The 25,351-nt window shown below is 69.1% G+C and carries 16 protein-coding genes; 5 read left to right on the top strand and 11 right to left on the bottom strand.

Annotation, left to right across the window (positions count from 1 at the left end):
• Positions 1-11: 11 nt before the first annotated feature.
• From ACIGII_RS16790 to glyQ, 7 genes are all read right to left on the bottom strand, one after another.
• Positions 12-3,848: a translocation/assembly module TamB domain-containing protein gene (locus ACIGII_RS16790; RefSeq protein ID WP_399640444.1), complete on the bottom strand. Its 3,837-nt coding sequence runs from the start codon at positions 3,846-3,848 to the stop codon at positions 12-14.
• The gene (locus ACIGII_RS16785; RefSeq protein WP_399640441.1) at positions 3,845-5,629 is read right to left on the bottom strand and encodes an autotransporter assembly complex family protein; all 1,785 of its coding nucleotides are present in this window, start codon (positions 5,627-5,629) and stop codon (positions 3,845-3,847) included. The genes ACIGII_RS16790 and ACIGII_RS16785 overlap by 4 nt, the downstream gene beginning before the upstream one ends.
• A gap of 77 nt (positions 5,630-5,706) precedes the next feature.
• Entirely contained in the window at positions 5,707-6,216 is a 510-nt protein-coding gene (locus ACIGII_RS16780) for a hypothetical protein (protein WP_399640439.1), read from the bottom strand.
• Between the two features lie 96 nt (positions 6,217-6,312).
• The gene (locus tag ACIGII_RS16775) at positions 6,313-11,460 is read right to left on the bottom strand and encodes a hypothetical protein (RefSeq protein ID WP_399640437.1); all 5,148 of its coding nucleotides are present in this window, start codon (positions 11,458-11,460) and stop codon (positions 6,313-6,315) included.
• Positions 11,461-11,463: 3 nt separating this feature from the next.
• A complete protein-coding gene (locus tag ACIGII_RS16770; protein ID WP_399640434.1) occupies positions 11,464-13,116 on the bottom strand; it encodes a hypothetical protein in 1,653 nt (550 codons plus the stop codon).
• A gap of 265 nt (positions 13,117-13,381) precedes the next feature.
• Entirely contained in the window at positions 13,382-15,478 is a 2,097-nt protein-coding gene (glyS, locus tag ACIGII_RS16765; protein ID WP_399640431.1) for a glycine--tRNA ligase subunit beta, read from the bottom strand.
• The gene (gene glyQ, locus ACIGII_RS16760) at positions 15,475-16,386 is read right to left on the bottom strand and encodes a glycine--tRNA ligase subunit alpha (RefSeq protein ID WP_399640428.1); all 912 of its coding nucleotides are present in this window, start codon (positions 16,384-16,386) and stop codon (positions 15,475-15,477) included. Before glyQ ends, glyS begins: the two co-directional genes overlap by 4 nt.
• Before the next feature lie 114 nt (positions 16,387-16,500).
• Here glyQ and ACIGII_RS16755 point away from each other — a divergent pair, with 114 nt between their 5' ends.
• The 3 genes from ACIGII_RS16755 to ACIGII_RS16745 all read left to right on the top strand — a co-directional run bounded on the left by ACIGII_RS16755 (position 16,501) and on the right by ACIGII_RS16745 (position 20,044).
• Positions 16,501-18,336, top strand: coding sequence for a GspE/PulE family protein (locus ACIGII_RS16755; RefSeq protein ID WP_399640425.1), 1,836 nt, complete (start codon positions 16,501-16,503; stop codon positions 18,334-18,336).
• Positions 18,308-19,027 carry a glutamine amidotransferase gene (locus ACIGII_RS16750; RefSeq protein WP_399640423.1) on the top strand — a complete coding sequence of 240 codons (720 nt, stop codon included), beginning with the start codon at positions 18,308-18,310 and terminating at the stop codon, positions 19,025-19,027. The genes ACIGII_RS16755 and ACIGII_RS16750 overlap by 29 nt, the downstream gene beginning before the upstream one ends.
• Before the next feature lie 105 nt (positions 19,028-19,132).
• Entirely contained in the window at positions 19,133-20,044 is a 912-nt protein-coding gene (locus ACIGII_RS16745) for a BPSS1780 family membrane protein (protein ID WP_399640420.1), read from the top strand.
• A 33-nt stretch (positions 20,045-20,077) separates the two neighbouring features.
• Here the strand turns inward: ACIGII_RS16745 and tatC are convergent, their stop codons facing one another.
• The 4 genes from tatC to ACIGII_RS16725 form a co-directional block, all read right to left on the bottom strand.
• Positions 20,078-20,827: a twin-arginine translocase subunit TatC gene (gene tatC, locus ACIGII_RS16740; protein WP_145478580.1), complete on the bottom strand. Its 750-nt coding sequence runs from the start codon at positions 20,825-20,827 to the stop codon at positions 20,078-20,080.
• Complete coding sequence (gene tatB / locus ACIGII_RS16735; protein ID WP_399640417.1) at positions 20,824-21,315, bottom strand: Sec-independent protein translocase protein TatB; 492 nt, start codon at positions 21,313-21,315, stop codon at positions 20,824-20,826. The genes tatC and tatB overlap by 4 nt, the downstream gene beginning before the upstream one ends.
• A gap of 15 nt (positions 21,316-21,330) precedes the next feature.
• A complete protein-coding gene (gene tatA, locus ACIGII_RS16730) occupies positions 21,331-21,558 on the bottom strand; it encodes a Sec-independent protein translocase subunit TatA (protein ID WP_399640415.1) in 228 nt (75 codons plus the stop codon).
• Positions 21,559-21,635: 77 nt separating this feature from the next.
• A complete protein-coding gene (locus tag ACIGII_RS16725; protein ID WP_399640412.1) occupies positions 21,636-22,529 on the bottom strand; it encodes a YSC84-related protein in 894 nt (297 codons plus the stop codon).
• A gap of 200 nt (positions 22,530-22,729) precedes the next feature.
• On the opposite strand from ACIGII_RS16725, the gene hemH reads away from it, so the two are divergent.
• Positions 22,730-23,692 (top strand): ferrochelatase, encoded by a 963-nt coding sequence (gene hemH, locus ACIGII_RS16720; RefSeq protein WP_399640409.1) that lies wholly within the window; start codon positions 22,730-22,732, stop codon positions 23,690-23,692.
• The gene (locus ACIGII_RS16715; protein ID WP_399640406.1) at positions 23,689-24,537 is read left to right on the top strand and encodes an alpha/beta fold hydrolase; all 849 of its coding nucleotides are present in this window, start codon (positions 23,689-23,691) and stop codon (positions 24,535-24,537) included. The genes hemH and ACIGII_RS16715 overlap by 4 nt, the downstream gene beginning before the upstream one ends.
• Positions 24,538-25,351 lie beyond the last annotated feature (814 nt).

The following is a 25,351-nucleotide window of genomic DNA, read 5'->3' as shown; positions in this document are numbered from 1 at the left end:
AGAGCCCGGCGCTACTTTTCTCTTCGCCAGTTGATGGAGCCGCGGTTTTCCACCGTGCTCGATTCCACTTCGATGTCGAAACCACGCCGCAGCAGGTACTTCAGGGTGATCACCGAGCCGCTGCCGACCAGTGAGACGCCGTAACCCACGTACAGCTTGGGCGAAATGTACTTGCCGAAGCCGATCACCGAACCGCCCAGCGCGCGCGACTGGCTGACCCCGGCGTCGTCCAGGCCCAGCTTGGCGCCCAGCTGCGAGGCAAGCAGGCCGCTGCCGGCCGACAAGGCGGCCGAGGCGGCGTTGACCTGCTGCGTCTGGTCGCTGCTTGCACCGGTGAGGCTGCGCCCCAGCACCAGGAACGCCAGCGCTTCGGACTGCGACATCGCCGGGTCGGACCACACGTCCACCCGCGGCGACTGCGCACGACCGGTCACGTCGATGCCGGCGGTGACATCGCCCACCCGCCGTTCGGCGCGGATGTCGATGCGCGGGTCGGACACCGGGTTGAAGTTCCAGTTGAGGTTGCCGCGGGTAATGGTCAGGTCCTGACCATAGGCCTTGTAACGGCCGCTCACTTCCAGTGCGCCGTTGGCGGTCATCTCGCGCCCGGGCCGCGCCCAGACCTGCATCTTGCCGCCCAGCCCACCCTTCAGGCCGAAGCCGGCCATGCGCACGTTGTCGCCCAGGCTCACGGTGAGGTCCATGTCCAGCGGCGAACTGGGGCCTTCCTCCGGATCGGCCGGGTCCAGCACCACTACGTCTTCGGACACCGACGTCCCTCGATCCAGGCGCTCCAGGTCGAGGTCGGCTTCAGGAACGTGCACGGTGCCGCGCAGCTGCATGGCGGCCGCCGCCAGGGTGAAGTCCAGGTTCGGGTTGGCCACGATGCGCAGTTCCGGCGTGTTCGACAACAACACGTTTTCGCCGTGGATGTGCAGCTGCAGCGGCTGCGCGTCGCCGAACCACGACAGGCCGCCGTCGACGAACAGCGTGCCCTTGCCGGAATTGGCCTGCGCGGTGATCTTGGCCGAGCCGTCCGGTTGGGCGGTGAAGCTGCCGCTACCCTGGTCGAAGGTCAGCCCCAGCGCGGGGAACTCGCCCTTGAAGTTGCTCAGCTTGGCGTCGCCGCCCAGTTGCGGCGTGCCACGCGTGCCGCGCAGGCTGACGTGGCCTTCGATCAGGCCGGTGGGGCGCACGATGTCCGGCGAGAACAGTTCCAGCCAGTACAGCCGCGACATGTTGAGGTACAGCTCGCCGTTGAGCGGTGCATTGGCGTCCCAGCCGGTCTGCACCTTGGCGTCGACGAAGCCGTTGCCCTGGAAGCCGACGCCCAGCTTGGCGTTGATCTGCGCCGGGGTCATCTCCAGCGTGGCCGAGAACTGGTCGTAGCGCACCAGTTCACCGCGCGCGTTGTCGCCCAGGCGGATGCCGCCTTCCAGCGAGGCGATTTTCGCGCTGCCTTCCCAGGCGTTGCCGCGCGGCCGGATCTGCCCGTCCAGGGTGAGTTCGCCCCGCAGGTACAGGCGCCGTCCGGATTGCGGCGGCAGCCAGGGCTGCACCAGCGCCAGCGGCAATGCGTCGCCACGGATCTTCAGGCCATCGCGCGGCCAGTTGGCGCTGGCGCACAGCGCACCGCCGGTGGCCGCACCCAGGCAGGTATCGCCCAGGGTGAAGCTGCTGCCCTGGATGCCGAAGGCAGCCGGCGCGCGCAGCGCCCAGGCATCGCCCTTGACCGGTGCGATGCGCAGCGCGGCCAGCTCGCCACGCCAGGCACTGCCCTGCTGGCGCACGCCGCCCTGCAGGGCCACGGCGCCGAGTTCGTTGTTGGCCTGGGCGTCCAGCCGCAGGTTGGAGATGCTGCCATTGGCGTTCACGCTGATCGTGTCCAGCAGCATGCCGGCCTGCACCTTGGTGCCCTGCAGCGCCAGCGTACCGTTGCTGCCCTGCCACGGCAGGCGGCCGCGGAGGCTCAGCGCTTCGGCACTGTAGTCCGCATAGCGCAGGCCACTGCCGACCAGGTCGGCGGTAATGTCCGGCGCGGTACGCGGCCCGCGCACCTGCACCTGGCCACGCAGGGTGCCGGTGCTGCCCGGCATCAGGTCATCCAGCTGCACCGGGTCGAGCTGCGCCTGCACGTCCAGGCGGTCGCCCACGCTGCCACGCGCGGTCAGGCGGCTGTTGCCCACGGCCAGGCGCACGTTGCCCTCGCCCTGCTGCCCGCGCAGGGCGAACTGGCCCTGCGCGTCCACCCGGCGGTTGCGCAGCATGCCGTTGATGCCCGGCACGTCCACGGTGGCTTCATAGCTGCCGGCGGTGCCGGCCGGGCTGCCCGCAGGCGGCGGCAGCTGGCGGCCCTTGGAGGCCACGGCGCCGGACAGGCGCCCGTCCCAGCCGGGCACGAAGTAGCCGGGATCGAACGCGGCCAGCTTGGCGGCCACGTCCCAATCGAGCTGCGGCGCCCACGCGACCTGGCCGGTCACGTCCAGCGCGCCGCCGGGCGTCTTGGCCTGCAGCTGCCTGATCTGTGCGGCGGTGTCGCTGCCGCGTACGTCGAACTGCAGGTCGGCGCGCTGCTGCTCACGCTCCACCGACGCCTTGCCCACTGCTGCCCACGCCTTGAGCGTGCCGGCCAGGCCCATCCGCGCTTCCTTCAACGTCACCGGCACCGGCTTGGCCGCGCCGGGCGTGGTGGTGTCCGGTTCGGGCACGAAGGTCAGGTCGTTGGCGACGATGGAGAAGCGCAGGCTGGCGTTCGCGCGGTCGGTGAAGTCGGCGGTGCCCTGCAGGCGTGCCTGGCCCCCCCAGCCTTTCACCACCAGCGGCGATACGGTCAGCACCTGGTCGGCCAGGCCGACCTTGGACGGCGCCAGCTCCACGGCCAGGTCGCCCTGCTGGATGCGGCCCTGCAGGTTGGCCTGCCCGCCCTTGCCGCTGGCGCTGAAGTCCAGCGACAGCGGAACGGTAGCCGGGTCCATGCCCGGCACCAGCAGCGCCAGGTCGAGTTCCTTGCTGCGTGCGCTGGCGGTCCACACCGGCGCGTCGCGACCTTCGAACACCAGGCTGGCCTGCAGCGGCGCCGGGGCCTGACCGGCCACGGCGATTTCCATGCGCGCCAGGTCGCCACGCGCGACCAGCCCCAACCGGGCCGGCGTGCGCCCACGCGGTGCGGGCAGGGACGCGCCGACGGTGATGTCGGTGGTGTAATCGTTGCCGGGCAGGTAATGACCGTCGACGCGGAAGTCGCCCAGGTCGCTGTCGACCTTCAGGTGGCGCGCGCGGAATTCGCCGTTGGCGATCTCCAGCCCGCCGCGCAGCTTGGTGATGTCGATCAGCGGTTCCTGCGCCTGGGTAATGCGGAAACCGTCGATGATGATGGTGTCGGCCTGGATCGCCAGCGGCATCTCGACCTGCGGCAGCGAGCCGGGCCACGACGGCATGTCGAACGGCTCATCGCTCTTGGCCAGGTTCAAGGTGGCATTCTTGATCTGCAGCGCATCCAGCTGCAGCTTGCGGCCCAGCAGGGGGCGGATGTCCGGGTCCAGGTAGGCGCGTTCGGCGGTGAAGTGGATATCGTCGTAGCGGAAGTCCAGATCGTGCAGCACCAGCGGTCCCGCCACCGGACCGTCGACCTTGCTCCAGGTGAGCGTGGCGCCGGCCGGCAGGCGCGCCACCACCTGGGCCAGCAGCACGTCACGCCCGGCCACCGTCTGCAGCGCCCAGTACACCAGCAGCAGCGCCAGCAGCACCAGCCCGAGCACGGTGAAGCCGGACCACGCCCAGAACCGGCGCCTGCGGTAGAAGCGCACGCGCGGCGGCGGCGGGGTGGGCGTCGGCGTCGGCGTGCTCACAGGTCCGCTCCGATGCTCAGGTACAGCTGGAACTTCGAGTCCGGGTTGTTCAGGCCGTGCGCGATGTCCACGCGTACCGGACCCACCGGCGATTTCCAGCGCACGCCGAAGCCCACGCCGGTATGCAGGTCGATGTCGTTGTCGAAGGCGCTGCCGGTGTCGACGAACACCGCCCCGCCCCACGGACCGCCCTTGAAGTAATGCTCGTACTCGGCCGAAGCGGTCACCAGGTTCTTCGCACCCAGCGCGAACTTGTCCGGCGCCGGCGTGCGCGGGCCGACTTCGCGGAACGCGTAACCGCGGATGCTGCGGTCGCCACCGGCGAAGAAGCGCAGGCTGGGCGGCATCGCCACCAGGTCGCTGGTCCAGGTGGTGCCGCCTTCGCCGCGCAGGATCAGGCGATCGGCCTCACCGACCGGAATGAACCAGCGCAGCATCATGCTGGCCTGCACGAAACTGGTATCCGAGCCGGCGCCTTCGACGCCGCCGCGCAGGGTGGCGCTGCCGCTGATGCCGCTGCGCGGTGCCAGGCGGTCGTCCACGTTCACGTAGTCGGCCACCAGCTGCGGGTAGACCAGCGTGGAGGTGTTGTAGATCGCGTCGGTGAACTCGGTGCCCGACGCGTAGCGCCAGCGCTCGCGCAGCGCGTTGATGGAGGCGATCGCGGTCCAGTGTTCGTTGATTTCGCCGCTGCGGCTGCCGATCAGCTTGAAGTTGCGCAGGTCGATGTAGTCGGTCTGCTCGTCATAGGCGCTGGCGGTCAACCCGTACCACCCGTCCAGCCACTTGAACGCCGGAATCCGGTAGGTGGTGACCAGGCTCTTGCGCTTCTGCGCGTAGTCCAGCTGGGTGTTCATCTTGTGCCCGCGGCTGTTGAGGAAGCGCCGCTCCAGGCCGCCGCGGATACCGGCGCCGCTTTCGCTGCCGTAGCTCACACCCGCCGTGTAGATGGTGCGCTTGGCGCGGGTCAGGTTCACATCCACCGGCACGTTGCCGTTTGCGTCGGCCTGGTCGGGCTGCGGCTGGATGTCGATCACGCTGAAGTAATCGAGCCTGGTCAACGACTCGCGCAGGCGGTCCAGCTTGCCCTCGTGGAAGTAGCTGCCGGTTTCCCAGTACACCAGGGGGTCGAACAGGCGGTCCACGAAGTAATCCTGGTGGAAGCGGATGTCGCCCATGTTGTAGCGGCGCCCGCTGTCCCAGGTGAGGTCGATGTCGGCGGCGTTCTCGGCACGCGTGATCTCCACCCTGCGCTGGGTGAAGTCGGCATCGAAATAGCCACGCTCGGCCAGCCGCCGGGTGATGGTGACGCGGCTGGCATCGTACAGGGTGTGCTCGAACCGCTGGCCCTTGCGCGGGCGGAAGTTCTCGATGTCTTCCTGCAGGTACTGGTCCAGCTGCGCCGGCCCGGTGATGTCGATGTTCTCGCGCCGCACCAGGGTGGGGGGGCCACGGTCGACGTGGATCACCACGCGCAGGTTGTCGCCTTCGCGCGGGCTTTCCACGGTGATGACCGGGTTGTAGTAGCCGAACGGCTCCAGCGCGCCGCGGGTCTGGCGTTCAGCCTGCGACAGCAGGTATTCCAGCCGCGACTCGCCCTGTACCTGGCCGATGGTGTCGTACAGCGACAGCGACACCTCGATGTTCTCGATGATCTCGGCGTCGTCGCCCTTGTCCAGTCCGGTGATGTCCACCTTCTCGATGGTGCCGCGCGCGTGCGCGGTCGAGGCGATGGCCAGCGACAGGAACAGCAGGGGCAGGAGGTATTTCAATGGCGGCATGGGCACAGGATAGCGGGATCGTGCCAAAAACGAAGCCTGTATGCGCCCTGCCTGCGGCCCGGGACATCACGCCATATTCACGCAGATGGTAGGTGAGCGAGAAATTCCGGCCAGTCCATGGGCGGGGATACGGAGATGTCGTAGGCCTCTCCGCTGTCCATGCCCGTTTCGATGCAGATGCTGAAGAACACCGGCGCGTCAGCGTCCTGCATGCAGGCGTAGTAGCAGTCGCCGTTGCCGTGGTTGTTGTAGCGGCCGAAGATCGACACCCCGTCACGCAGGGTCAGGTTCGCCCCACTGCAGTCGCCCACGTCGTCGTCCCCGGCTTCCGCATTCCGCTGGACCGGCCCGTCGGCATCACTGTCCTGCAGGATTCCCTGCTCAAGATAGCGCTGCAGATCGTCGGCGATGCGGCTGCGGTACAGGTCGCGGGCGAACGCGGTGGCCTGGCTGCCGAACAGCAGGAAATCGTGCTCGCGCCTGCCCAGGGCCTGCTCGCGGTCGGCCCCGAGAAGGGAGGCGTCCGCCGCGGTGAGGCGGGGGGCGCTGGAAAGCGCGGCAGGACGGCCGGCGCCGTTGATGATCATTGAACGTACTCCCGGAATCGGTGGTCCAGCGGCGGCCGGGGCTCGCACCCCGGCCGTCGCGCAGTGACATGGTGCCGCATCCGCATGCGGCGTGCCTCAGAATCCCTCGGCTTCGTACTCCGTCCGCGTCCAGAGCCGCGGCACCGGCCGCGGCGGCGGCGATGCAAGCAGCTGTTCCTCGGCCCATTGGCGGACATCGGGTTTCTTCAACTCGGCGGCGGCCATCTGCCGCATGTCGTTTTCGGAATGGCCTGCGCCCTCCCATGCTACCCGGTGCTTCTCCATCACCCGCAGTGCGGCCTGCTCCGCCCGCCACTCCATTGCCTCGTTCGGCGTGCCGAAGTGATAGAACACGATAAGTTCGACCTCGGGCAGCATCTCCTCCAATTCGGCCAGGCGGCGATCGCAGCTGTAGGAACACGGATTGCTGTCGGACAGCATGCGGACCTTTCCCGTGACCTTCGGTATCGGGTCCTTTCCATCGAGAAGGCCCGCGATGGCAGGCACCGCCTTTTTCAATGCGTCAAACCAGCCTTTCAGGATCTTGCTCTCGCTGCATGAGCGGATCTGGTACAGGTAGTAGTCGCCGGGGGTCAGCGTCCTTGCATTGCTTGGCAGCAGGCTGCCCTCGCCAACGTACTGCCGCATCGCGTCGGAGAAGGCCTTGCCATCCAGTGCATCGAACTCCGCGTCGGTCAGCTCGGCCAGCGACCGGGCCTGCTTCCCGCCCGGTATCGTCACCTGCAGGTCGCGCTCGGTCAGGGTGATCTTCTTCGACGCCTGCCCCGGTTCGGCCAGCTTGCCCACCGAGGGCATCAGGTCCGCACCCAGCGGATAGTCGGCACGGAACAGGTCACTCTGCATCGGCTTGCCCTCCGCCTGTGCCGCGGGCAGGAACACGCGGCGCACCGGCACCGGGTTGACGAAGTTTTCCGGGTGCATCCATGCGCGGGGTACGGTACTCAACGCGAAACCACTGTCCGGGAAGTCCGGTGATGGACCCAGCGCCACCCCTTCGTACGCGATGTCGTCCAGACGGTAGTGGGCCGCGTTCATCAGGTCGTAGCCGTTCAAGGTGCGGAAGTTCTTCTTCTGCAGCTCCTTCATGCGTGCGGCGTCGGCCGGCGGCAGGGACTGCTTCTCCAGCTTGAGCTGCATCATGCGGCTGGTCAGCGCCTTCAGTTCGCGTTCTTCCGCGCGCAGGCCGGTGTAGGTCCGGTCCAGTTCGTGCCGCATCGCGCCCAAGCTGCGCTGCATGTCGTCGCGCAGTGCAATCATCTCCGGACCCAGCGAGATGCTGTTCGGGGGATCGCAGTCCGCCGAACGGCGGGTGCGTTCGTGGGTCCGTGCGTCACTGTTGGGGCTACTGTCGGGCACCGGCTTGAGCGGTCCACGCAGGCTGCAGCGCTGCGCGATCGGCATCTGCTTCATCTGCTCGACCACTTCGCGCCGCAGCGTGGTGGCGTCGCCCAGCCGGCGCTGTTCCGGTGCGGCAAGCTGTTCGAACAACGCGTCCTGCCAGTGGGCATGCACCTTGCGCTGCGCATCCGAGACGACCAGTCCCCCAGCCGCGCCAGGACTGAAGGCCAGCCGCGCTTCGGCAACCCCCGGCGTTGCCGAGCCGACCAGCAGCACGGAACCGCCCTGGCCATCGTCACGCACCTTGACGGTGCGGCCAGGCAGTGCCGACTGCAGGTGGGTGGCCAGCTGCTGCACGTCGGCCAGCGTGCCGAAGGCGTCGTTCACTACCGCCTGGCGTTGCTGCCGCTGCGTCCGGCTGGTGAGCGTGTCGGCCACGATCGCGCGGATGTCGGCGGAGAAGATCCACGATTCCACCTCGCGCTTCTGCAGGCCGTTGGAGCGGGTGATGATCTCTTCCGCCTCGGCCTTGGTGAGATCGGGGAAATGTTTAACCAGGTTGTCCGCTGCCGTTGGCAGGCGATGCTGGGCGGCGATCCAGCGTTGCCAGGTGAGGCGGCTCTGCGCCGGGTCGGCCTTGATCACCCGGCCCAGCTCGCTGCGCACCGCCTGCAGCAGCGCGTCGCGGCCGGTGTCCGCCGGCAGTTTCAGGCGCGTGGCCAGGGCGGTTGCGTCGGCAGCGTCGACCAGGGCCTCGATGCCGGGCAAGGTGCGCGTGTCGGCCACTTCCACCATCAGTCCCACGGGGCCGCGGCCGAAGCGTGCGCCACGGGTCCACTCGCCGATGGTGTCGACATAGGTTTCCACCCCTTTGCCGTTGCCCAGTGCAGGGCTGTCGGCCCAGGCGCGCACGATGATCGCCTCGTCGCCGGGCATGCCCAGCGACTCGGGGTCGCCGAGAATGCGCTGCACACGCTGGTCGATGGTGAGCTCCTGCACCACGTGGCGCAGGTCAGCGCTGGGCGAGGCATCGCGCGAACGCACGCCAAACACCGCCTCCAGCTCATCCAGCTTCTCCGGCGGCAGGTTTTCCGCTTCCGGCAGGCGGCTCACCCACTCGCGCCTGCCCACCGGCGACAGCGTGGTGGTGCCGCGGCGCGTCGGCGGGCGCTCCTGCCGGTACCAGGCGTTGTTCCTGAATTCCACCGGCGGCCCCACCTGTTCGGGCGCGTCGGGCATGTGCAGGCGCAGCGCGTTGCCGTCGGAGGCCACGGCTTCGACATAGTGGCCGCCCTGCTCGATGTACGCACGCCGGCCCTGCCGGTAGATGCGGCCGCCTGCGGCAACTGGCTGTTCCAGCATGGGCAGCGCTGCGGCCGCCAACGCGGTGTCCGACACCGCGAAACCCTGATTGACCTGCCCGTCGGCGCTGAACCCGCGCGCCTGCAGTCGCAGCTGGCGCACCGCAGCGGTCGCCTCGGCGATGCTGCCCAGGCTGCGCTTGCCGAGCTGGTACAGCAGCCCGGGGATCGCGGTGATCTGGGCCGGGTCGAGCAGGTCGACCAGCCCCCCGCCGATCTCGAGGATGCCGTCATCGACCAGGCCGCGTTCCAGGTAAACCAAGCCCCGGTGGACACTGTCGACCACCACCCCCAGCGTGCCGGCCAGGCACAGCAGCGTGCCGGTGCCGCCACTGGCGAGGGAACACAACGCGCCCACGCCGATCGTGCCGATCACCCTGAGCGTTTCGACCAGCTGCTCGTGCGGGCTCACCGTCAGCTCGTCCACATCGTCGATACGCGCGGCGATCAGCGTGGCCGCCGCCGCCTGCGGCCCACGCGTGGCCGCGAAGCCGAACGGGATGCCGCGCGAGCTGGCGGTATGCTCGAACGCCGCGGCCAGGTCCGGGTGGTAGCGATACTGGGCGCGGGCGCGTACGTAGGCTTCGGCCTCGGGCCGGCGCAGCCAGAGGCCGAAGGCGCGCTGGTCCAGCACCTGGTCGCCATGGGGGGTATCGGGCAGGAACACCTGGCGTCCGACCGGCGTCTGGATCGCCCACAGCCCCACCAGCGGGGGGCCATTGAGCGTCACCACCTGCAGGGTCGAGGTCCTCGTGCCGACCGGGTCGAGCTGCGCGTGCGCCGTTTGCAGCGCGGCGTGGGTGGCGGCGTCCAGCAGGCCGTCCTGTCGGGCCACCTCGATCATCCACGCGGTGCGCGCGCGGATCTGGTTGCCCAGCGCGGCGGCGAAGGCCCTGCCCTCCCCGGTGCGCGGCAGCGCGCGCAGGTGGTCGATGTAGGCCGTGGCCAGCCGGTTGCTGGTGGCGAAGCTCTCCAGCTCGCCACAGATCGCCCGGCGCAGCGCCGGGTCGGCCAGCCGCGCGGTGAGCTCGGTGTCCACCCCGCCCTGCGCGTCACCGCGCCACGCCACCAGCTGCATCGCGTCCAGCGTCGCATCGTCCAGCCAGGTCGCTTGCGGCAGCCGGGCATTGGGCATGCCGGCCGCGTCGGGCGCCCAGTCCGGGGCGTTCAGCGGTACCGGCGGCCGGGGCAGCCCGTGCTGCTGCCAGCCGCGGGTCGCCCAGCGGGTCAGGTCCATGCGCTGCTCGCCCAGCTGCAGGCGGACCCGGCTCGGATCGAAGCCCGCCAGCGAGCCGTCGAAACCGGCCAACCGCAGCGCACCCACCATGGCGTCGGTGACGCTGGCCTGCGCGTGCGTGTCCAGGGTCTGCAGGGCGCTGTCGCGGCGCTGCTGGTAGGCGGCGTCCGCGGCCACATTGGCAATGCCCAGCGGGCTCCAGCGCAGCAGGTTGCGGCCCAGCTGCTGCTGCGCCAGCGCCTGCCCGTGATTGACCAGCGTGTCGGCCCACTGCTGGCGCGCCCCGTCGGCGTGGTCGACCGGCGTGAAGGCAAGGGTGAAGCTGGCGGCCGGGTTCCACCCCTGTGGCCCGCGCTGGCCGCTCTGGTAAAGCGCCAGGCGCTTTTCCCAGTCATCGACCAGTTTCAGCAGTTCGCGACGCTGCTCCGGCGGCGCGGCCTGCACGATGTCCTCGCCCAGGCTGCGCTGCACCCCGCCGTCGGCGGCGAAGGCGCCGCTGCGGGCGCGCTGGGTATCCAGGAACTCGCGGAACGCGTCTTCGTCGCCGAAGGCCTGGAAACGCGACAGGTCCGAGCGATACAGCACCACCTGGCCCCGCAGCCCCTCCTCCTCGGCGGCGCTGCGCAGCACCAGGTAGTTCGGCAGCGGCACCGTAACCGGGCTGCCGTCGGGCCGCCGGTCGACATAGGTCAACGTGGCGCGCTCGACCGCGCCGGTGCCCTGCAGGAAGCCCAGCACCACCTCCGCACCACGCCGATGCGCGTCGCCGCTGCCCAGCCGGCCCAGCGCCTTGGCCTTGAGCGCGTCCAGCACCAGCTGCGCCTGCACGGCTGCACTGAGTGCCGGCCGCGCCTGTTCGGCGCGGGCGGCGATGTCCACGCGCAGGCGGCTGGCGTCGGCACTGGCCAGCGCCTGGCTGAGCTGGGCCCACTCACGCGGGGTAACCGGCAGGTCATCGCGCAAAAACGACGCTTCGCCGGCGCGCGGCCGTGACAGGCAGTACGCGAGCAGCGGCAGGCGATCGTCCACCTGCATCCCGGCCACGTCCTTGTGCGGCAGGCGCACTTCGATGTCCTTCCAGTTTCCCTGCCAGCCCGCTTTCTGCAGCAGTTCGTCCATCACCGCATCGGCCGCGGTGTCCACCGCGGCCAGGGTGGGGGCGATCCTGCGCAGCGCCTGCCGGTGGCCGACCAGCAGCTCCTGTTCCGACGCCGACAAGCGCGCCACCCATTCCCAGCCGGGCTGCGTGGCGATGTCGCGCGCTACCGCTACGGACCACAGACGCATCGACTACAGCTGCTGCATCAGGGCAGGGTCGGCCCGCAGTGCATCCAGCTGCGCGGTGGATACGCCGTGCTGCTGCAGGACGGTCTCCTGCGCGTCGGCGCTGCTCGAGGCGGCAGGTGCCGCGCGCCGCGTGCGGCCGCTGCGCTGCGTGGGCTCCAGTTCGCCCAGCAGCAGATCCAGCGCCGTGCCCCAATGCCCGTCCGGCAGCGCGACCACCTCCATGGCCAGCTGCGCGGCCGTTTCGGCCGGGGTGGCCGGCTGCACCGCGTCGGGCCACAGAAGCTTTTTCGCACTCCAGGCTGCCGCGCCGGTCACCCCGATCACGGCGGCGGCCAGCGGCGCACGCCGCAGGTTCGGGAACGCGCGCGCAGCGGTCGCCGTCCCCGCTGCCAGCTCACTGCTTACCAGCGGCGTGGTCACCCGCACCTCGGGCACCGCCGAAGCGCCCATCAAGGTCATTTCCACCGGCGGCGGCGCCTGCGGCACGGCCTGGAACCCACCGCGCGCCGCCTGGCCCAGCGTGGCGATGCCGGCACCCAGCCAGGCCAGCCAACCGGGCCGCCCGCTCGACGACGACGCGCGTGCCGCATCGAACGGCGCTTGGGCACCGTGGGTGGGCACTGGCGTGGCGATCGCTCCGCCGGCGCAGGACGCGCCGGGTGCGCGCGCCGCCTCCAGGCCGGGCGGGGTGCCCTGCCAGTCCGGTACCACCGCCTCGCGGCGGTCCACCGCCTTCTGGTGCAGGATGCGCGCCTGCTTCTCCGCGTTGGTGAGCTTCTTCCTGGGCGCGGCCAGGACGTCACCGGCGCCACGGTCGGTGGCTTGCAACAACGCACCGCCCAGCCCGTTCAACACGGCGATGCGCTGCCAGTGCGTGGGCAGTCCGGCGATGAAGCGGCCGATCCCCTGAAGCTGGCCGGAGGGCGAAGGCAGCGCCCGCTGCATCTGCCACAGCAGTGCAGCCACGGCCAGTGCCGGGAGCAGGTGGCCACCGCCCAGGTTCGGGCGCAGCTGCGCATCGGCGTGGCCGATCTGCTCATGCAGGTTCCACAGGCCGGTCCGGATCGCCTCCGGCAGCGACTGCACCAGCGCGTCGAACTGGTCGTGCGTGCGCAGCGACGGCAACGCCGCGGCCAATGACGGCAGCACCGTCGCCAGGCTGCTCCAGCTGCCGTTGATCGCCGCGCGGGCGAGCTGGCCGGCGGTCAATGCATTGCCGGCCCAGCCGGGCAGTTCGGCCAGGAGCGTGCCCCAGGCCGCGCGACCGAGCGCGCCATCCAGCAGGGTGATCCCCAGATCGCGCAGGACGGCCACGTCATGCCCGCGCGCGGCCAGTGCCTGCTCCATGCGCCGGGTGACCGCGTCGCGGGCCTCCGCACTGTCGGCAGCGGCAAGGTGCGTTTCCAGCATGCGGACCAGCGCGCGGCGTTCCGGCGCGCCAGTGGCGAGGATCGCCTCCTTGACCCAGGCTTCGCGCGGGCTCAGCGGTACCGGCTGCGAGGAGATCGTCGGTCGCTTCGGCGCTGTCGCATTGCCGACGCGGGTGGGGGTACGGGCGCTGTGCGCGTCCTGCTCCTGCCCTGCGTCGGCGTCGGACAGCGTGGCGAAGCGGTTGAAGGTAGGGACGGCGGGAACGGCGTGGGGCAGCTTGGGCATGCGGCGGTACTTCCGTGCGAAGCGGGGCGAGCCGCGCAGGACGCGCGACGTGTCGGTGCCGCGTGGAAGCGCGGCGCCGGATGATCACGCGGCGTCGCGGAATACCGATTGCACGAATTTATCGTTTTCCAATTTTTCCTAAGAAGCGCTCAATTAATATTCAGATTGATTGCAGTTTTCGTCGCAATCGAACAAATGCGCGGAAAAAGAAAGCGCCCGGACCAGCCGGGCGCTTTCAGGGTGACGCCAACGCGGTACGCCTGCGTCAGCTGGACAGATGCTCGATCGCCGCCACGCTGCCGAGGCGGTCGCCCAGACGCTTGAGCAGGGCCAGGCGGTTGCCGCGCAGCGCCGGATCTTCGGCGTTGACCATCACCGCGTCGAAGAACGCATCCACCTGCGGCCGCAGCCGGGCCAGACGGGCCAGCACGCTGACGTAGTCCTTCTGGTGCAGGCTGGCACTGCTGTCGTCGATGGCCGCTTCCACGGCCTCGGCCAGTTCGCTTTCCGCCGGCTCGGCCAGCAGCGCCGGATCCACCATGCCCGGGATCGCGACGTCGGCCTTGCGCAGGATGTTGCGGATGCGCTTGTTGGCGGCCGCCAGTGCATCGGCCTCGGGCAGCGCCGCAAAGATGCCGATGGCGTCGATGCGGCGGTCGACGTCGTACAGCGACGCCGGCTTCAGTTCGAGCACGGCGTTGAAATGCGACGCCGGCACGCCCTTGTCGGCGTAGTAGCCGCGCAGACGGTCGAGAATGAAGTCGTACAGCTCCTGCGGCAGGGCGTCGGTCTTGCGCTCCGCGCTGGGCTGCACGGCGGGCGGCAGGCCGGCCAGGGCGCTGTCCAGCAGCGCGCGCAGGTCCAGCTCGAAGCCCGATTCGATGATCGTACGGGCCAGTCCCAGCGCATTGCGGCGCAGCGCGAACGGGTCCTTGTTGCCGGTCGGCTTCAGTCCGGCGGCGAAGCCACCGGCCAGCGTGTCGAGACGTTCGGCGATGGCCAGCACCTTGCCCAGCGGCGACAGCGCGATATCGTCGCCGCCGAAGCGCGGCTGGTAGGCCTCGTCGATGGCCAGCGCGACCTCGGGCGATTCGCCGCCGGTCACCGCGTAATGACGGCCGGCAATGCCCTGCAGTTCCGGGAACTCGTTGACCATGCGCGACTGCAGGTCGTTCTTGGCCAGCACGGCGGCACGTCTGGCCAGTACCGGATCGGCACCGACCTCCGTTGCGATCGTTCCGGCCAGCGCGACCACGCGCTGCACCTTGTCGGCCACCGAGCCCAGCTTGGCCTGGTAGGTCACCGTCTTCAACCCGTCGCCCATCGATTCCAGGCCCTGCTTCAGGTCCTCGTCGAAGAAGAACTTGGCATCGGCAAAGCGCGGGCGGATCACCCGCTCGTAGCCCTTGGCCACTTCGGCCACGTCCCGGGATTCGATGTTGGCGATGCCGATGAACTTCTCGGTCAGCTTGCCGCCGCCATCCAGCACCGGGAAGAACTTCTGGTTGATCTCCATGGTTTCGATCAGCGCTTCCTGCGGCACCGCCAGGAACTCGCGCTCGAAACTGCACAGCACCGGCGCCGGCCATTCGACCAGGTTGACCACCTGGCCCAGGTTGTCCTCGGTGATCCGCGCCTGGCCACCGGCAGCAGCGGCTTCGGCATTGACCGACTCGACGATGCGCGCGCGGCGCGCCGCGGGGTCGACCAGCACATAGGCGGCCTGCAGCGAGCTGACGTAGTCCTCCGGCGAGGACAGCCACACGGTCTTGTCGTGCATGAAACGATGGCCGCGGCTCATGCGGTCGCTCTTCAGGCCCAGCACCTCCGCTTCCACCACGTCCTTGCCGTGCAGCAGCACCAGCCAGTGCACCGGCCGCGCGAACCCGTAACTGTGGCTGCCCCAGCGCATCGGCTTGGGAATGGGCATGCCGGCCAGCGCCTCGGCCAGGATCTCCGGCAGCAGCGCCGCCGTGCGCGCGCCCGGGGTGACCGAGCGGTGCACGAAACGTTCGCCCTTGGCATCAGTGGTGCGCTCAAGCGCGGTCCAGTCGATCCCCGCCTTGGCGGCAAAGCCCTGCAGCGCCTTGGTCGGCTGGCCGTCGGCGTCCAGCGCGATGTTCAGGTACGGCCCCAGTACTTCGCCCTTCTGCTCGGGCTGTTCCACGGCCACGCCGGGCAGCAGCACGGCCAGCCGGCGCGGGGTCGACAGCGGCGTGGCATCGCCGCGCTCCACGGCCACGCCACGCTTGGCCAGGCCGTCCACCACGCCATCGAAGAAGGCCTGGGCCAGGCCCGGCAGCGCCTTCACCGGCAGTTCTTCGGTCCCCAGCTCGATCAACAGCGGCAGCATCGTGCTCATGCCTGCACCTCCTTGGCCGCCACCGCTTCGATGCGCTTGGCCTCATACAGTTTCGCCACCGCCTGGGCCAGCGCGCGCACGCGCAGGATGTAGCGCTGGCGCTCGGTGACGCTGATCGCACGGCGCGCGTCCAGCAGGTTGAACGAATGGCTGGCCTTGCACACCTGCTCGTACGCCGGCAGCGGCAGGCCCACCTCGACCAGCTTCTGCGCTTCCTTCTCGCAGGCGTCGAAGCGATGGAACAGCTCGTCCACGTCGGCGTACTCGAAGTTGTAGGTGCTCTGTTCCACTTCGTTCTGCAGGTACACATCGCCGTAGGTCACCGGCGTGCCGTCCGGGCCATACGTCCAGACCAGGTCATACACGTTGTCGCAGTTCTGCAGGTACATGCACAGGCGCTCGAGCCCGTAGGTGATCTCGCCCAGCACCGGCTTGCACTCCAGGCCACCGGCCTGCTGGAAGTAGGTGAACTGGGTCACTTCCATGCCGTTGAGCCACACTTCCCACCCCAGGCCCCAGGCGCCCAGCGTCGGCGACTCCCAGTTGTCTTCGACAAAGCGCAGGTCGTGCACCAGCGGGTCGATGCCCAGCGCCTTGAGCGAGTCCAGGTACAGCTGCTGGATGTTGTCCGGGCTGGGCTTCATCGCCACCTGGTACTGGTAATAACGCTGCAGGCGGTTGGGGTTCTCGCCATAGCGCCCGTCGGTGGGACGGCGCGACGGCTGCACGTACGCGGCATTCCAGCTTTCCGGGCCGATCGAGCGCAGGAAGGTGGCCGGGTGGAAGGTGCCGGCACCGACCTCCAGGTCCAGCGGCTGGATCAGCACGCAGCCCTGCTGCGCCCAATACTGGTTGAGGGTCTGGATCAGGCCCTGGAAAGTGATCGGAACGGTCTGGATCGCGAACATGCGGCGGATTCTTGCCTGCAAAGGGGGTGCGTTAGTATAGCGACGGACCGCGCGCCGGCATTCCAGGCACCCGCCATCACGCCGTGCAGCCCCTGCTCCGAGGATTCTGGCGCCATGGAACACCGTTCACCGGCAACGCTCGTCCCCGCTCCCGCCCCGGAGCCCTTGCCGCCCGGTCGACTGGTGTTCGAACAGGTCGCCGCGGCCCTGGTCGCCGACGGCCTGGTCGCAGCGGTCGATGCCGAGCGCATCCGTTTCAGCGGCCAGGGTGCGCGCAACGCCAGCGAAGTGCACCCGCTGGTGCTGCTGGCCAACCTGAAGCTGGCTGCCACCAGCGGCGGTGAACTGGGCCTGGAACGCCTGACCCAATGGCTCGCCGACCGCACCGGCACCCGCTACCTGCGCATCGACCCCACCCGCGTGGATGTGTCGGCGGTGACCGCGCTGGTCTCGCATGCCTATGCCCGCCGCCACCGCTTCCTGCCGCTGGCGGTGGACAGCGAACGCCTGCTGGTGGCCACCAGCGAGCCCCTGGCCCAGGAATGGCTGCTCGACCTGCAGCACCTGACCCGGCGCCGGATCGAACTGGCGGTGGTCAACCCGCTGGACCTGCACCGTTACACCATGGAGTTCTACGGGGTCACCCGTTCGGTGCGCGGCGCGCGCAGCGATTCGCGCACCGAGACCAACGGCACCCTGCCCAGCTTCGAGCAGCTGGTCGAACTGGGCCGCGCCGGCGACGTCAACGCCGACGACCAGCATGTGGTGCACATCGTGGACTGGCTGCTGCAGTACGCCTTCGAACAGCGCGCGTCGGACATCCACCTGGAACCGCGCCGCGACATGGGACGCATGCGCTTCCGCATCGACGGGGTGCTGCACAAGGTGTTCGAGGTTCCCCCGGCGGTGATGACCGCCGTGGTCAGCCGGATCAAGGTGCTGGGCCGCATGGACCTGGCCGAGCGGCGGCGCCCGCAGGACGGGCGCATCAAGACCCGGTCCCCGGGTGGTCGCGAAGTGGAAATGCGCCTGTCGACCATGCCCACCGCCTTCGGCGAGAAGTGCGTGATGCGCATCTTCGACCCGGACGCAGCATTCAAGAGCATCGACCAGCTTGGCTTCAGCCCGCAGGAAGCAGCCGGCTGGACCGCGCTGGTGGAGCGCCCGCACGGCATCGTGCTGGTGACCGGCCCGACCGGCTCGGGCAAGACCACCACCCTGTATTCCACCCTGAAGCGGCTGGCCACCCCGGACGTGAACGTGTGCACGGTGGAAGACCCGATCGAAATGATCGCGCCGGAATTCAACCAGATGCAGGTGCAGACCAACATCGACCTGGACTTCGCCGCCGGCGTGCGCACCCTGCTGCGGCAGGACCCGGACATCATCATGATCGGCGAGATCCGCGACCTGGAAACCGCGCAGATGGCGGTCCAGGCCGCATTGACCGGCCACCTGGTGCTGTCCACCCTGCACACCAACGACGCGGCTTCGGCGATCACCCGGCTGCTCGACCTCGGCGTTCCGCACTACCTGCTGGCCAGCACCATCAACGGCGTGCTGGCGCAGCGCCTGGTGCGCACCCTGTGCCCGCACTGCAAGGTGCCCAAACCGCTGACGGCGGCCCAATGGGCCGTGCTGGCTGATGCCGAAGAAGCATTACCAGAGTCGCCCACGCCATATGCACCGGCCGGCTGCATCGACTGCCGGCGCACCGGTTACCTGGGCCGGGTAGGCCTGTATGAGCTGCTGCCATTGAGCCAGCGCCTGCGCGGGCTGATCCGCGCGGAGATGGATCTGGCCGCTTTCGGACAGGCGGCGCGTGCTGAAGGGGTACGAACCCTGCGTCGCGCGGCACTTGAAAAGGTGGCGGCAGGGCTGACTACAATCGAGGAAGTCCTGACCGTACTGCCGCCGCGAGATGAACCGCCCGCCCTTCCTGATCCTTGAGACCGGCCAACCGGTGGCATCGCTGCGCCGCTACGGCCGTTTTCCGCACTGGATCCGGGTCGCAGCCGGGCTGGAGGCCGACGAGACCGTGGTGGTGGACGTGGAGCATGGCGGTGAACTGCCCGACCATCGCGATTTTGCCGGGGTGATCATCAGTGGCTCGGCCGCCTACGTCACCGACCGCGCCGACTGGAGTGAGCGCAGCGCCCAGTGGCTGCGCGCGGCCGCGCACGACAACCGCCCGGTGTTCGGCATCTGCTACGGCCACCAGCTGCTGGCGCACGCACTGGGGGGCGAGGTGGCCTACAACCCGGCCGGGCGCGAATCGGGCACGATCGAACTGGCACTCGAGCCGCCGGCGCAGGACGACCCGCTGTTCGCCGGCCTGCCCGACCGCTTCCCGGCCCACGCCACCCACCTGCAGACGGTGCTGCGCGCGCCCGAGGGTGCGGCCATCCTGGCGCGCTCGGCGCAGGACAACTGCCATGCGTTCCGCTGGGGCCAGAACGCCTGGGGCGTGCAGTTCCATCCCGAGTTCGCCACCCACCACATGCGCGGCTACGTGCGGGCGCGGGCCGACTGCATCCGTCGCCACGGCGGCTGCGCACGCAGCCTGGCGCGCGGGGTCAGCGCCGCGCCGCTGGCCCGCCAGCTGCTGCGCCGCTTCGTGCGCCAGGCCCGCAACGTCTGACAGGGCGGGCATGTCGCCCGTTCCTTCAGGTCAGCGGCGCGGAAAACAGGGATAATCGATTCGATCCGGGGCGCGCGCGCCCTTCCTCCCCTGTTCCGGAATGGTATGAGCGACATTCGCAAGCTGCCCGCCTCGGCGGGCGCCCAATGGCTGCTGGACGCGTTTTCCCTGTATCGCCGCGCGCCGCTGCAGCTGGCCGTGCTTGGCGTGATCGGCATGCTGGTCAGTTCGCTGATCCTGGTGCTGGCGCAGGCACTGCCCAGCTGGCTCGGGGTCCTCGGCCAGCTGGTCTCGGTCGCGGTCGGTCCGCTGGTGTTCGGCGGCATGCTGTGTGCGGTCAGCGAAATCGACCAGGGCCACCGCGCCACCCCCGCGCACCTGCTGCAGCCGATCCGCGACCGCCGGGTCAGCCACCTGCTGGTGCCGTTGGCGATCCAGCTGATCGCCATCATCGCGCTGGGCACGCTGCTGTACCTGATGATGGGCCCCAAAGGCCTGACCGCGTCGGCCGAGATGTTCCACAAGATGCAGGAACTGCAGCAGTCCGGCGCCACCCCGAGCAACGAACAGACCCTGGCCCTGATGGCCGGCGTGCCGGTCATGCGTATCCTGCTGTGGCTGGCATTGGCATTCGGCACCTTCGTGGCACTGAGCATGGCCATGTTCACCCAGCCGGCGCTGGTGGTGTTCGACCATCAGAGCGGCATGCACGCCCTGCGCATGAGCCTGCAGGGCTGCATCCGCAACTTCGGCGCCATGGCGGTCTTCATGCTGCTCGGCCTGATCGCGGCGATGTGCATCTACTTCCTGGTGGTCGTGGTGATGCAGCTGGCCATGCTGGTCGGCGGCGTGGGCGCGGCCGCCTTCGTCATGCAGCTGGCCATGGCCACGGTGATCATGCCGCTCTACGTCGGCGCCGTGTACGCCGCCTGGAAGCAGATGTTCGCCCACCGCACCCGCAGCACCCCGCCGCCGGTGCCGCCGACCAATGGCCCAGGCAACATCTTCGCGGCATAGAGAGGGAAACGGCGCGCTACGCTCTTGGCGCCCTCAAGAGGCCTGCGGCTCGTCGCTCTTGGCCGGCACCAGCCAGCGCGACGCGTGGATACCCAGCTCGTAAAGCAGGCACATCGGAATGGCCAGCATCAGCTGCGACACCACGTCCGGCGGCGTCAGCACCGCCGCCAGCACGAAGATGCCCACGATTGCGTAACCGCGGCCTTCCTTGAACTGCTGCGGCGTGATCCAGCCGAGCAGGGTCAGGATCACCATCGCCACCGGCAGCTCGAAACTGCTGCCGAATGCGAAGAAGATCGCCAACACGAAATCCAGGTACGCATTCGCATCCGGCGTGATCGCAATCACCTCCGGGCGGAACGTGGTCAGGAAGTGGAACACCGCCGGCAGCACCAGGAAGTACGCGAACGCGCAGCCGATGTAGAACAGCAGCACCGACGTCACCAGCAGCGGCACCGCGAGGCGCTTCTCGCGCGCGTACAGCCCCGGCGCCACGAACGCCCACAACTGGTACAGCAACCACGGCACCGCCACGAACAGCGCCACGAAGAACGTCAGCTTCAGCGGCGCGAAGAACGCGCCTGCCGGATTGATCGCAATCATCGACTGCGCGTTCGGCAGCTGCGAAATCAACGGCTGTGCCAGCCACGTGTAGATCTGCCGCGAAAACGGCATCAACCCCAGCAGGACCACGCCCAGCCCGATCAGCGCCCGCATCAGTCGCGCCCGCAGCTCGATCAGGTGTTCGATCAACCCGCTCTCCGGGTTCTCGTTGCCACTCATCGCGGCACCTCCGGCGTGGGCGGCTGGGGATCGCGCGGCGCCTGCCCGTCGATGCCCGGCGGTGCCATCGCATCACGTGGCGCGTCCACCACAGCCTCCGGCTCGGGCGGGGCCACATGCTGGGCCACGCTGGCCGGCGACCCCGGCGCTGGACCGGTCATCACCGGCACATCGTCCGGGACGACCGCATCGCCGGTCGACTGCGCCTGCCGCCGCATCTGTTCGGCCTCGCGGCGAACCGCCTCGCCGCTGGCGCGCAGCTGCGCCTCGGTATCGCGTACCGAATCCTGCGCCTCGCGGAACTGCCGCTTGATCTCGTCCGCGTGCAGCTCACGCTCGAGCTCCTGCTTCACCGAATCCCACTGGTTGCGTGCGCGGCGCACCCACAGCCCGGCGAAGCGGGCTGCCTTGGGCAGCCGCTCTGGACCCAGCACGACCAACGCAACCACCGCGATGAGCAGCAGTTCACTGAAACCGATATCGAACACAGCCTGCCGCCCGGATCAGCGACGGTCGCGGTCGTGCTCGTTCTGCGACGTCGTCGACGGGTCCTGCGGACGCGACTCGTCGCTCAGGTGCACGGTCGGCTTGTCCTCGTCGCGCATGCCCTTCTTGAATTCCTTGACGGCACTGCCAAGGTCCTTGGCGCCACTGGTCAACTTCTTGGTGCCGAACACCAGCAGAACGATGACCAGTACCACCACCCAATGCCACAAGCTCATACTGCCCATGATGTGCTGCTCGCATTACCTGGAAACAAGGGGTTGAGCATAGCGCACCGCCGGGCAGGCGGCGCGCGTGACGAAAGTCAGTTGCCGTCCAGCGATTCGGTGCGGACCTCACCTTCGCCCACCGGCTGGAAGCCCTGCTGCGGCGCCGGCTGTGCCGGCACGGCCTGCAACGGCGCCGTGGTCGCCGCCGTGCCTGCCTGTTCAGCTGGCACCGGTGCCGCCTGCGGCTGCGGCTGCGGCCCTGCCGCACGCGGTGCCGGCGCGCTGCCGGCAGTGCCGCGGTTTTGCCGGGCCGAATACGTGGCCTCTTCCAGGCGGTCGCGGAACGCCACCACATCCATCGACGGCTGCGCGGTGGTCCGGCCTTCGAACACCATGCGCGCGGTCGTGTTGCTGCCGTAGGCGTCCAGGTTGGCCTTGTCATCGATCTGCAGCACCGCGCCATCGAGGGCCACACCAGCAAACAGCCCGCGGGCGCGCGACCACGACCAGATTTCCGCCTTCAGCTGACCGTCGGTGGCGGCCGCCGCATTGCGCCCGACCGGGCCGGCGGCAACACCGGCATCCGCGCCCAGCGTGACCTTGCCGTTGACGATGTTGTCCAGGCTGCGGTCGTTGCGGAACACCAGCACCACGTCGGACGACTGCACGCCCGCTTGGAAGCCGATGCTGCCACCGGTCAGCTTGATGAAGGCCGGGCTGGACCAGGTGCCGTCCGGGTTCTTGACCGACATCAGGCCATGGCCGCGGCGTCCGCCGATAACCAGACCCGCCTTGATCGTATCGGGAATGACCACCACCGCCCGCGCCTCGTCCAGCAGTTTGTCCGGAATGCCCTGTTCGGGGATGGCCTGGATGTCGCTCAGCACCCGAATGGCATTGCGGGCACGCTGGTCCTCTTCCGGACCGGCCAGTGCCTGGGCCGACATCAGACTGGTGGTGATCAGCAGTGCAAGGGTCAATCGGCGCATGGGTACTCCAGAATGGGGGTCGACAGGGCAGTCGAAGGCTGCAGCGGCGGGCATCGGTCGGTGATCGATACGCTTTCCCCCTGAAATTAGTGGGGTTCCGATGAATCCGCAATGAGTACTCGCTGCTCGATCGACCCCCATGATCGCCGCCATCGCTACTTTCCATCCCAGCCGTCGCGCAGACCTGCGAGAATGGCCCCATGCTCGACGCACCCGACACCGCCGTGCTGGCGGTCAATCTAGGCACACCCGAGACGCCCACCGCTCCGGCAGTGCGGCGCTACCTTGCGGAATTCCTCAGCGATCGGCGCGTGGTCGCCATTCCGCCGCTGTTGTGGAAACCGCTGCTCTACGGGGTGATCCTGCCCCTGCGCAGTGGCCGTTCGGCGGCCAAGTACGCGCAGGTGTGGCTTGAAGACGGCTCACCGCTGATGGTGTATTCGCGGCGGTTGGCCGAGGCCATGCAGCAGCTGATGCCGAACCTGCAGGTTCGCCACGCCATGCGCTACGGCGCTCCGGCCCTCACCACCGAGCTCGACCGGCTGGCGGCTGAAGGCATGCGCCGGATCGTGGTGCTGCCGCTGTATCCGCAGTATTCGACCACCACCACCGCCTCGATCGAAGACCAGGTGCGCGAATGGCAACCACGCCATCCCGGCGTCACCGTCACCCTGGTGCGCGACTATGCGGTCGACCCGGACTGGGTGGCCGCGGTGGCCGGCAGCATCCGCCAGTGGTGGGAGGCCAACGGCCGGGGCGAGAAGCTGGTGTTTTCCTTCCACGGCATTCCCCAGCGCCTGGCCGATGCCGGCGATCCCTACCCGCAGCGCTGCGAAGCCAGCGCGCAGGCGATCGCGCAGGCGCTTGGGCTGGCGGACGACCAGTGGCAGCTGACCTACCAGTCGCGCTTTGGCCGCGAAAAGTGGCTGCAGCCGTACGCAGAGCCGACCCTGTGGGCGATGGCCGAGCAGGGCGTAAAACAGATTGACGTGGTCTGTCCCGGCTTTGCCACCGACTGCCTGGAGACGCTGGAAGAAGTCGCGCTCGGCTTCACCGAAACCGTCGCCGCGCGCGGTGCGCAGATGCGCTACATCCCCTGCCTCAACGATGCACCGGCGCATGCGCTGGCGCTGTCGCGGCTGAGCATCGCCGCGCTGGCATGATGCTCGAACCCTTCGCACTGCAGGTGTCCGGCAGCGCCGTGGCTGGCCTGCGCTCCCCCCACGACACGGGCCACCGGGTGCTGGCCCTGCATGGCTGGCTCGACAACGCCGCCAGCTTCGTTCCGTTGGCCGCCGCGCTGCCTGCGCTGCACCTGGTAGCGATCGACCTGCCCGGGCACGGCCACAGTGCGCACCTGCCGCCGGGGACGCAGTACAACACCCCCGGCGCGATCTGCCACGTGCTCGACGTCGCCGATGCACTGGGGTGGGACCGCTTCACGCTGCTGGGCCATTCCATGGGCGCCGGCATCGCCAGCCTCACCGCAGCAGCCGCCCCGGAGCGGGTGGACCGGTTGATCGCAATCGAAGCACTGGGCGGCCTGCGCGGGCCCGAGGATGAAACCGCGCAGCGCCTGCGCGAACACGTGCGGGCCGCGCGCGCGTTGCCGACGAAGAAGCTGCGGGTGTTTTCCGACCTGGCCGCGCCGGTGCGTGCGCGCATGATGGCCAACCAGCTCAGCGAGCCGTGCGCGCGGCTGCTGGTCGAACGCGGCGTCATGCCGGTGGAAGGCGGTTACAGCTGGTGCAGCGACCAGCGCCTGATGCTGCCCACCGCGATGCGCCTCAGCGAAGCGCAGATCGACGACCTGCTGGCCGCGATCGAATGCCCGACCCAGGTGATCTACGCCAGTCCGGCACAGAGCTATTACCCCGAGCCGCTGCGCAGCGAACGCATCCGGTTGCTGCGCGATGGGCGCCTGGACGTGTTTCCCGGTACCCATCACCTGCATATGGAACACCCGCAGCGCGTGGCCGGGGTGATCGCAGGATTCCTCGCAACGTAAGTTCCGCGCGCCCAGCAAATTCGCGCCGCTGCCACAACGGCGCGGTGCGCCGTCGCACGACCAACGGTCGTGCGCTACCAAGGCAGAGCCGACGCCCCCGGTAGGTGCCGACCGTTGGTCGGCACATCCACCACCGCAGCCACGCATCGCCAGTCGATCACGCCCCCGGTAGGTGCCGACCGTTGGTCGGCACATCCACCGCCGCAGCCACGCACCGCCAGTCGATCTGGTCCCCGGTAGGTGCCGACCGTTGGTCGGCACATCCACCGCCGCAGCCACGCACCGCCAGTCGATCACGCCCCCGGTAGGTGCCGACCGTTGGTCGGCACATCCACCACCGCGGCACGCGCCGCCAGTCGATCACGCCCCGGTAGGTGCCGACCGTTGGTCGGCACATCCACCACCGCGGCACGCACCGCCAGTCGATCACGCCCCCGGTAGGTGCCGACCGTTGGTCGGCCATCCACCACCGCGGCACGCGCCGCCAGTCGATCACGCCCCCGGTAGGTGCCGACCGTTGGTCGGCACATCCACCGCCGCGGCCACGCACCGCCAGTCGATCAGGTCCCCCGGTAGGTGCCGACCGTTGGTCGGCACATCCCACCGCCGCGGCCACGCACCGCCAGTCGATCAGGTCCCCGGTAGGTGCCGACCGTTGGTCGGCACGCTCTCTCTGCGACGCGCGCAAAGAAAAAACCCCGCTGCGTGAGCAGCGGGGTTTTTGGGTGTAAACCCTGGCGATGACCTACTCTCGCATGGCTTGAGCCACACTACCATCGGCGCAGCTGCGTTTCACTTCCGAGTTCGGGATGGG

The sequence above is a fragment of the Stenotrophomonas sp. NPDC077420 genome (genome assembly GCF_044543385.1).
Classification (GTDB): domain Bacteria; phylum Pseudomonadota; class Gammaproteobacteria; order Xanthomonadales; family Xanthomonadaceae; genus Stenotrophomonas.
Note: the sequence above shows the minus strand (reverse complement) of the source record. Positions and strands in the feature narration are given on the sequence as shown.

Excerpts from the sequence above, each read along its gene's own strand:
- ACIGII_RS16785 (WP_399640441.1), bottom strand. The coding sequence starts at position 5,629 with ATGCCGCCATTGAAATACCTCCTGCCCCTGCTGTTCCTGTCGCTGGCC.
- ACIGII_RS16780 (WP_399640439.1), bottom strand. The coding sequence starts at position 6,216 with ATGATCATCAACGGCGCCGGCCGTCCTGCCGCGCTTTCCAGCGCCCCC.
- ACIGII_RS16775 (WP_399640437.1), bottom strand. The coding sequence starts at position 11,460 with ATGCGTCTGTGGTCCGTAGCGGTAGCGCGCGACATCGCCACGCAGCCC.
- ACIGII_RS16770 (WP_399640434.1), bottom strand. The coding sequence starts at position 13,116 with ATGCCCAAGCTGCCCCACGCCGTTCCCGCCGTCCCTACCTTCAACCGC.
- glyS (WP_399640431.1), bottom strand. The coding sequence starts at position 15,478 with ATGAGCACGATGCTGCCGCTGTTGATCGAGCTGGGGACCGAAGAACTG.
- glyQ (WP_399640428.1), bottom strand. The coding sequence starts at position 16,386 with ATGTTCGCGATCCAGACCGTTCCGATCACTTTCCAGGGCCTGATCCAG.
- ACIGII_RS16755 (WP_399640425.1), top strand. The coding sequence starts at position 16,501 with ATGGAACACCGTTCACCGGCAACGCTCGTCCCCGCTCCCGCCCCGGAG.
- ACIGII_RS16750 (WP_399640423.1), top strand. The coding sequence starts at position 18,308 with ATGAACCGCCCGCCCTTCCTGATCCTTGAGACCGGCCAACCGGTGGCA.
- ACIGII_RS16745 (WP_399640420.1), top strand. The coding sequence starts at position 19,133 with ATGAGCGACATTCGCAAGCTGCCCGCCTCGGCGGGCGCCCAATGGCTG.
- tatC (WP_145478580.1), bottom strand. The coding sequence starts at position 20,827 with ATGAGTGGCAACGAGAACCCGGAGAGCGGGTTGATCGAACACCTGATC.
- tatA (WP_399640415.1), bottom strand. The coding sequence starts at position 21,558 with ATGGGCAGTATGAGCTTGTGGCATTGGGTGGTGGTACTGGTCATCGTT.
- ACIGII_RS16725 (WP_399640412.1), bottom strand. The coding sequence starts at position 22,529 with ATGCGCCGATTGACCCTTGCACTGCTGATCACCACCAGTCTGATGTCG.
- hemH (WP_399640409.1), top strand. The coding sequence starts at position 22,730 with ATGCTCGACGCACCCGACACCGCCGTGCTGGCGGTCAATCTAGGCACA.
- ACIGII_RS16715 (WP_399640406.1), top strand. The coding sequence starts at position 23,689 with ATGATGCTCGAACCCTTCGCACTGCAGGTGTCCGGCAGCGCCGTGGCT.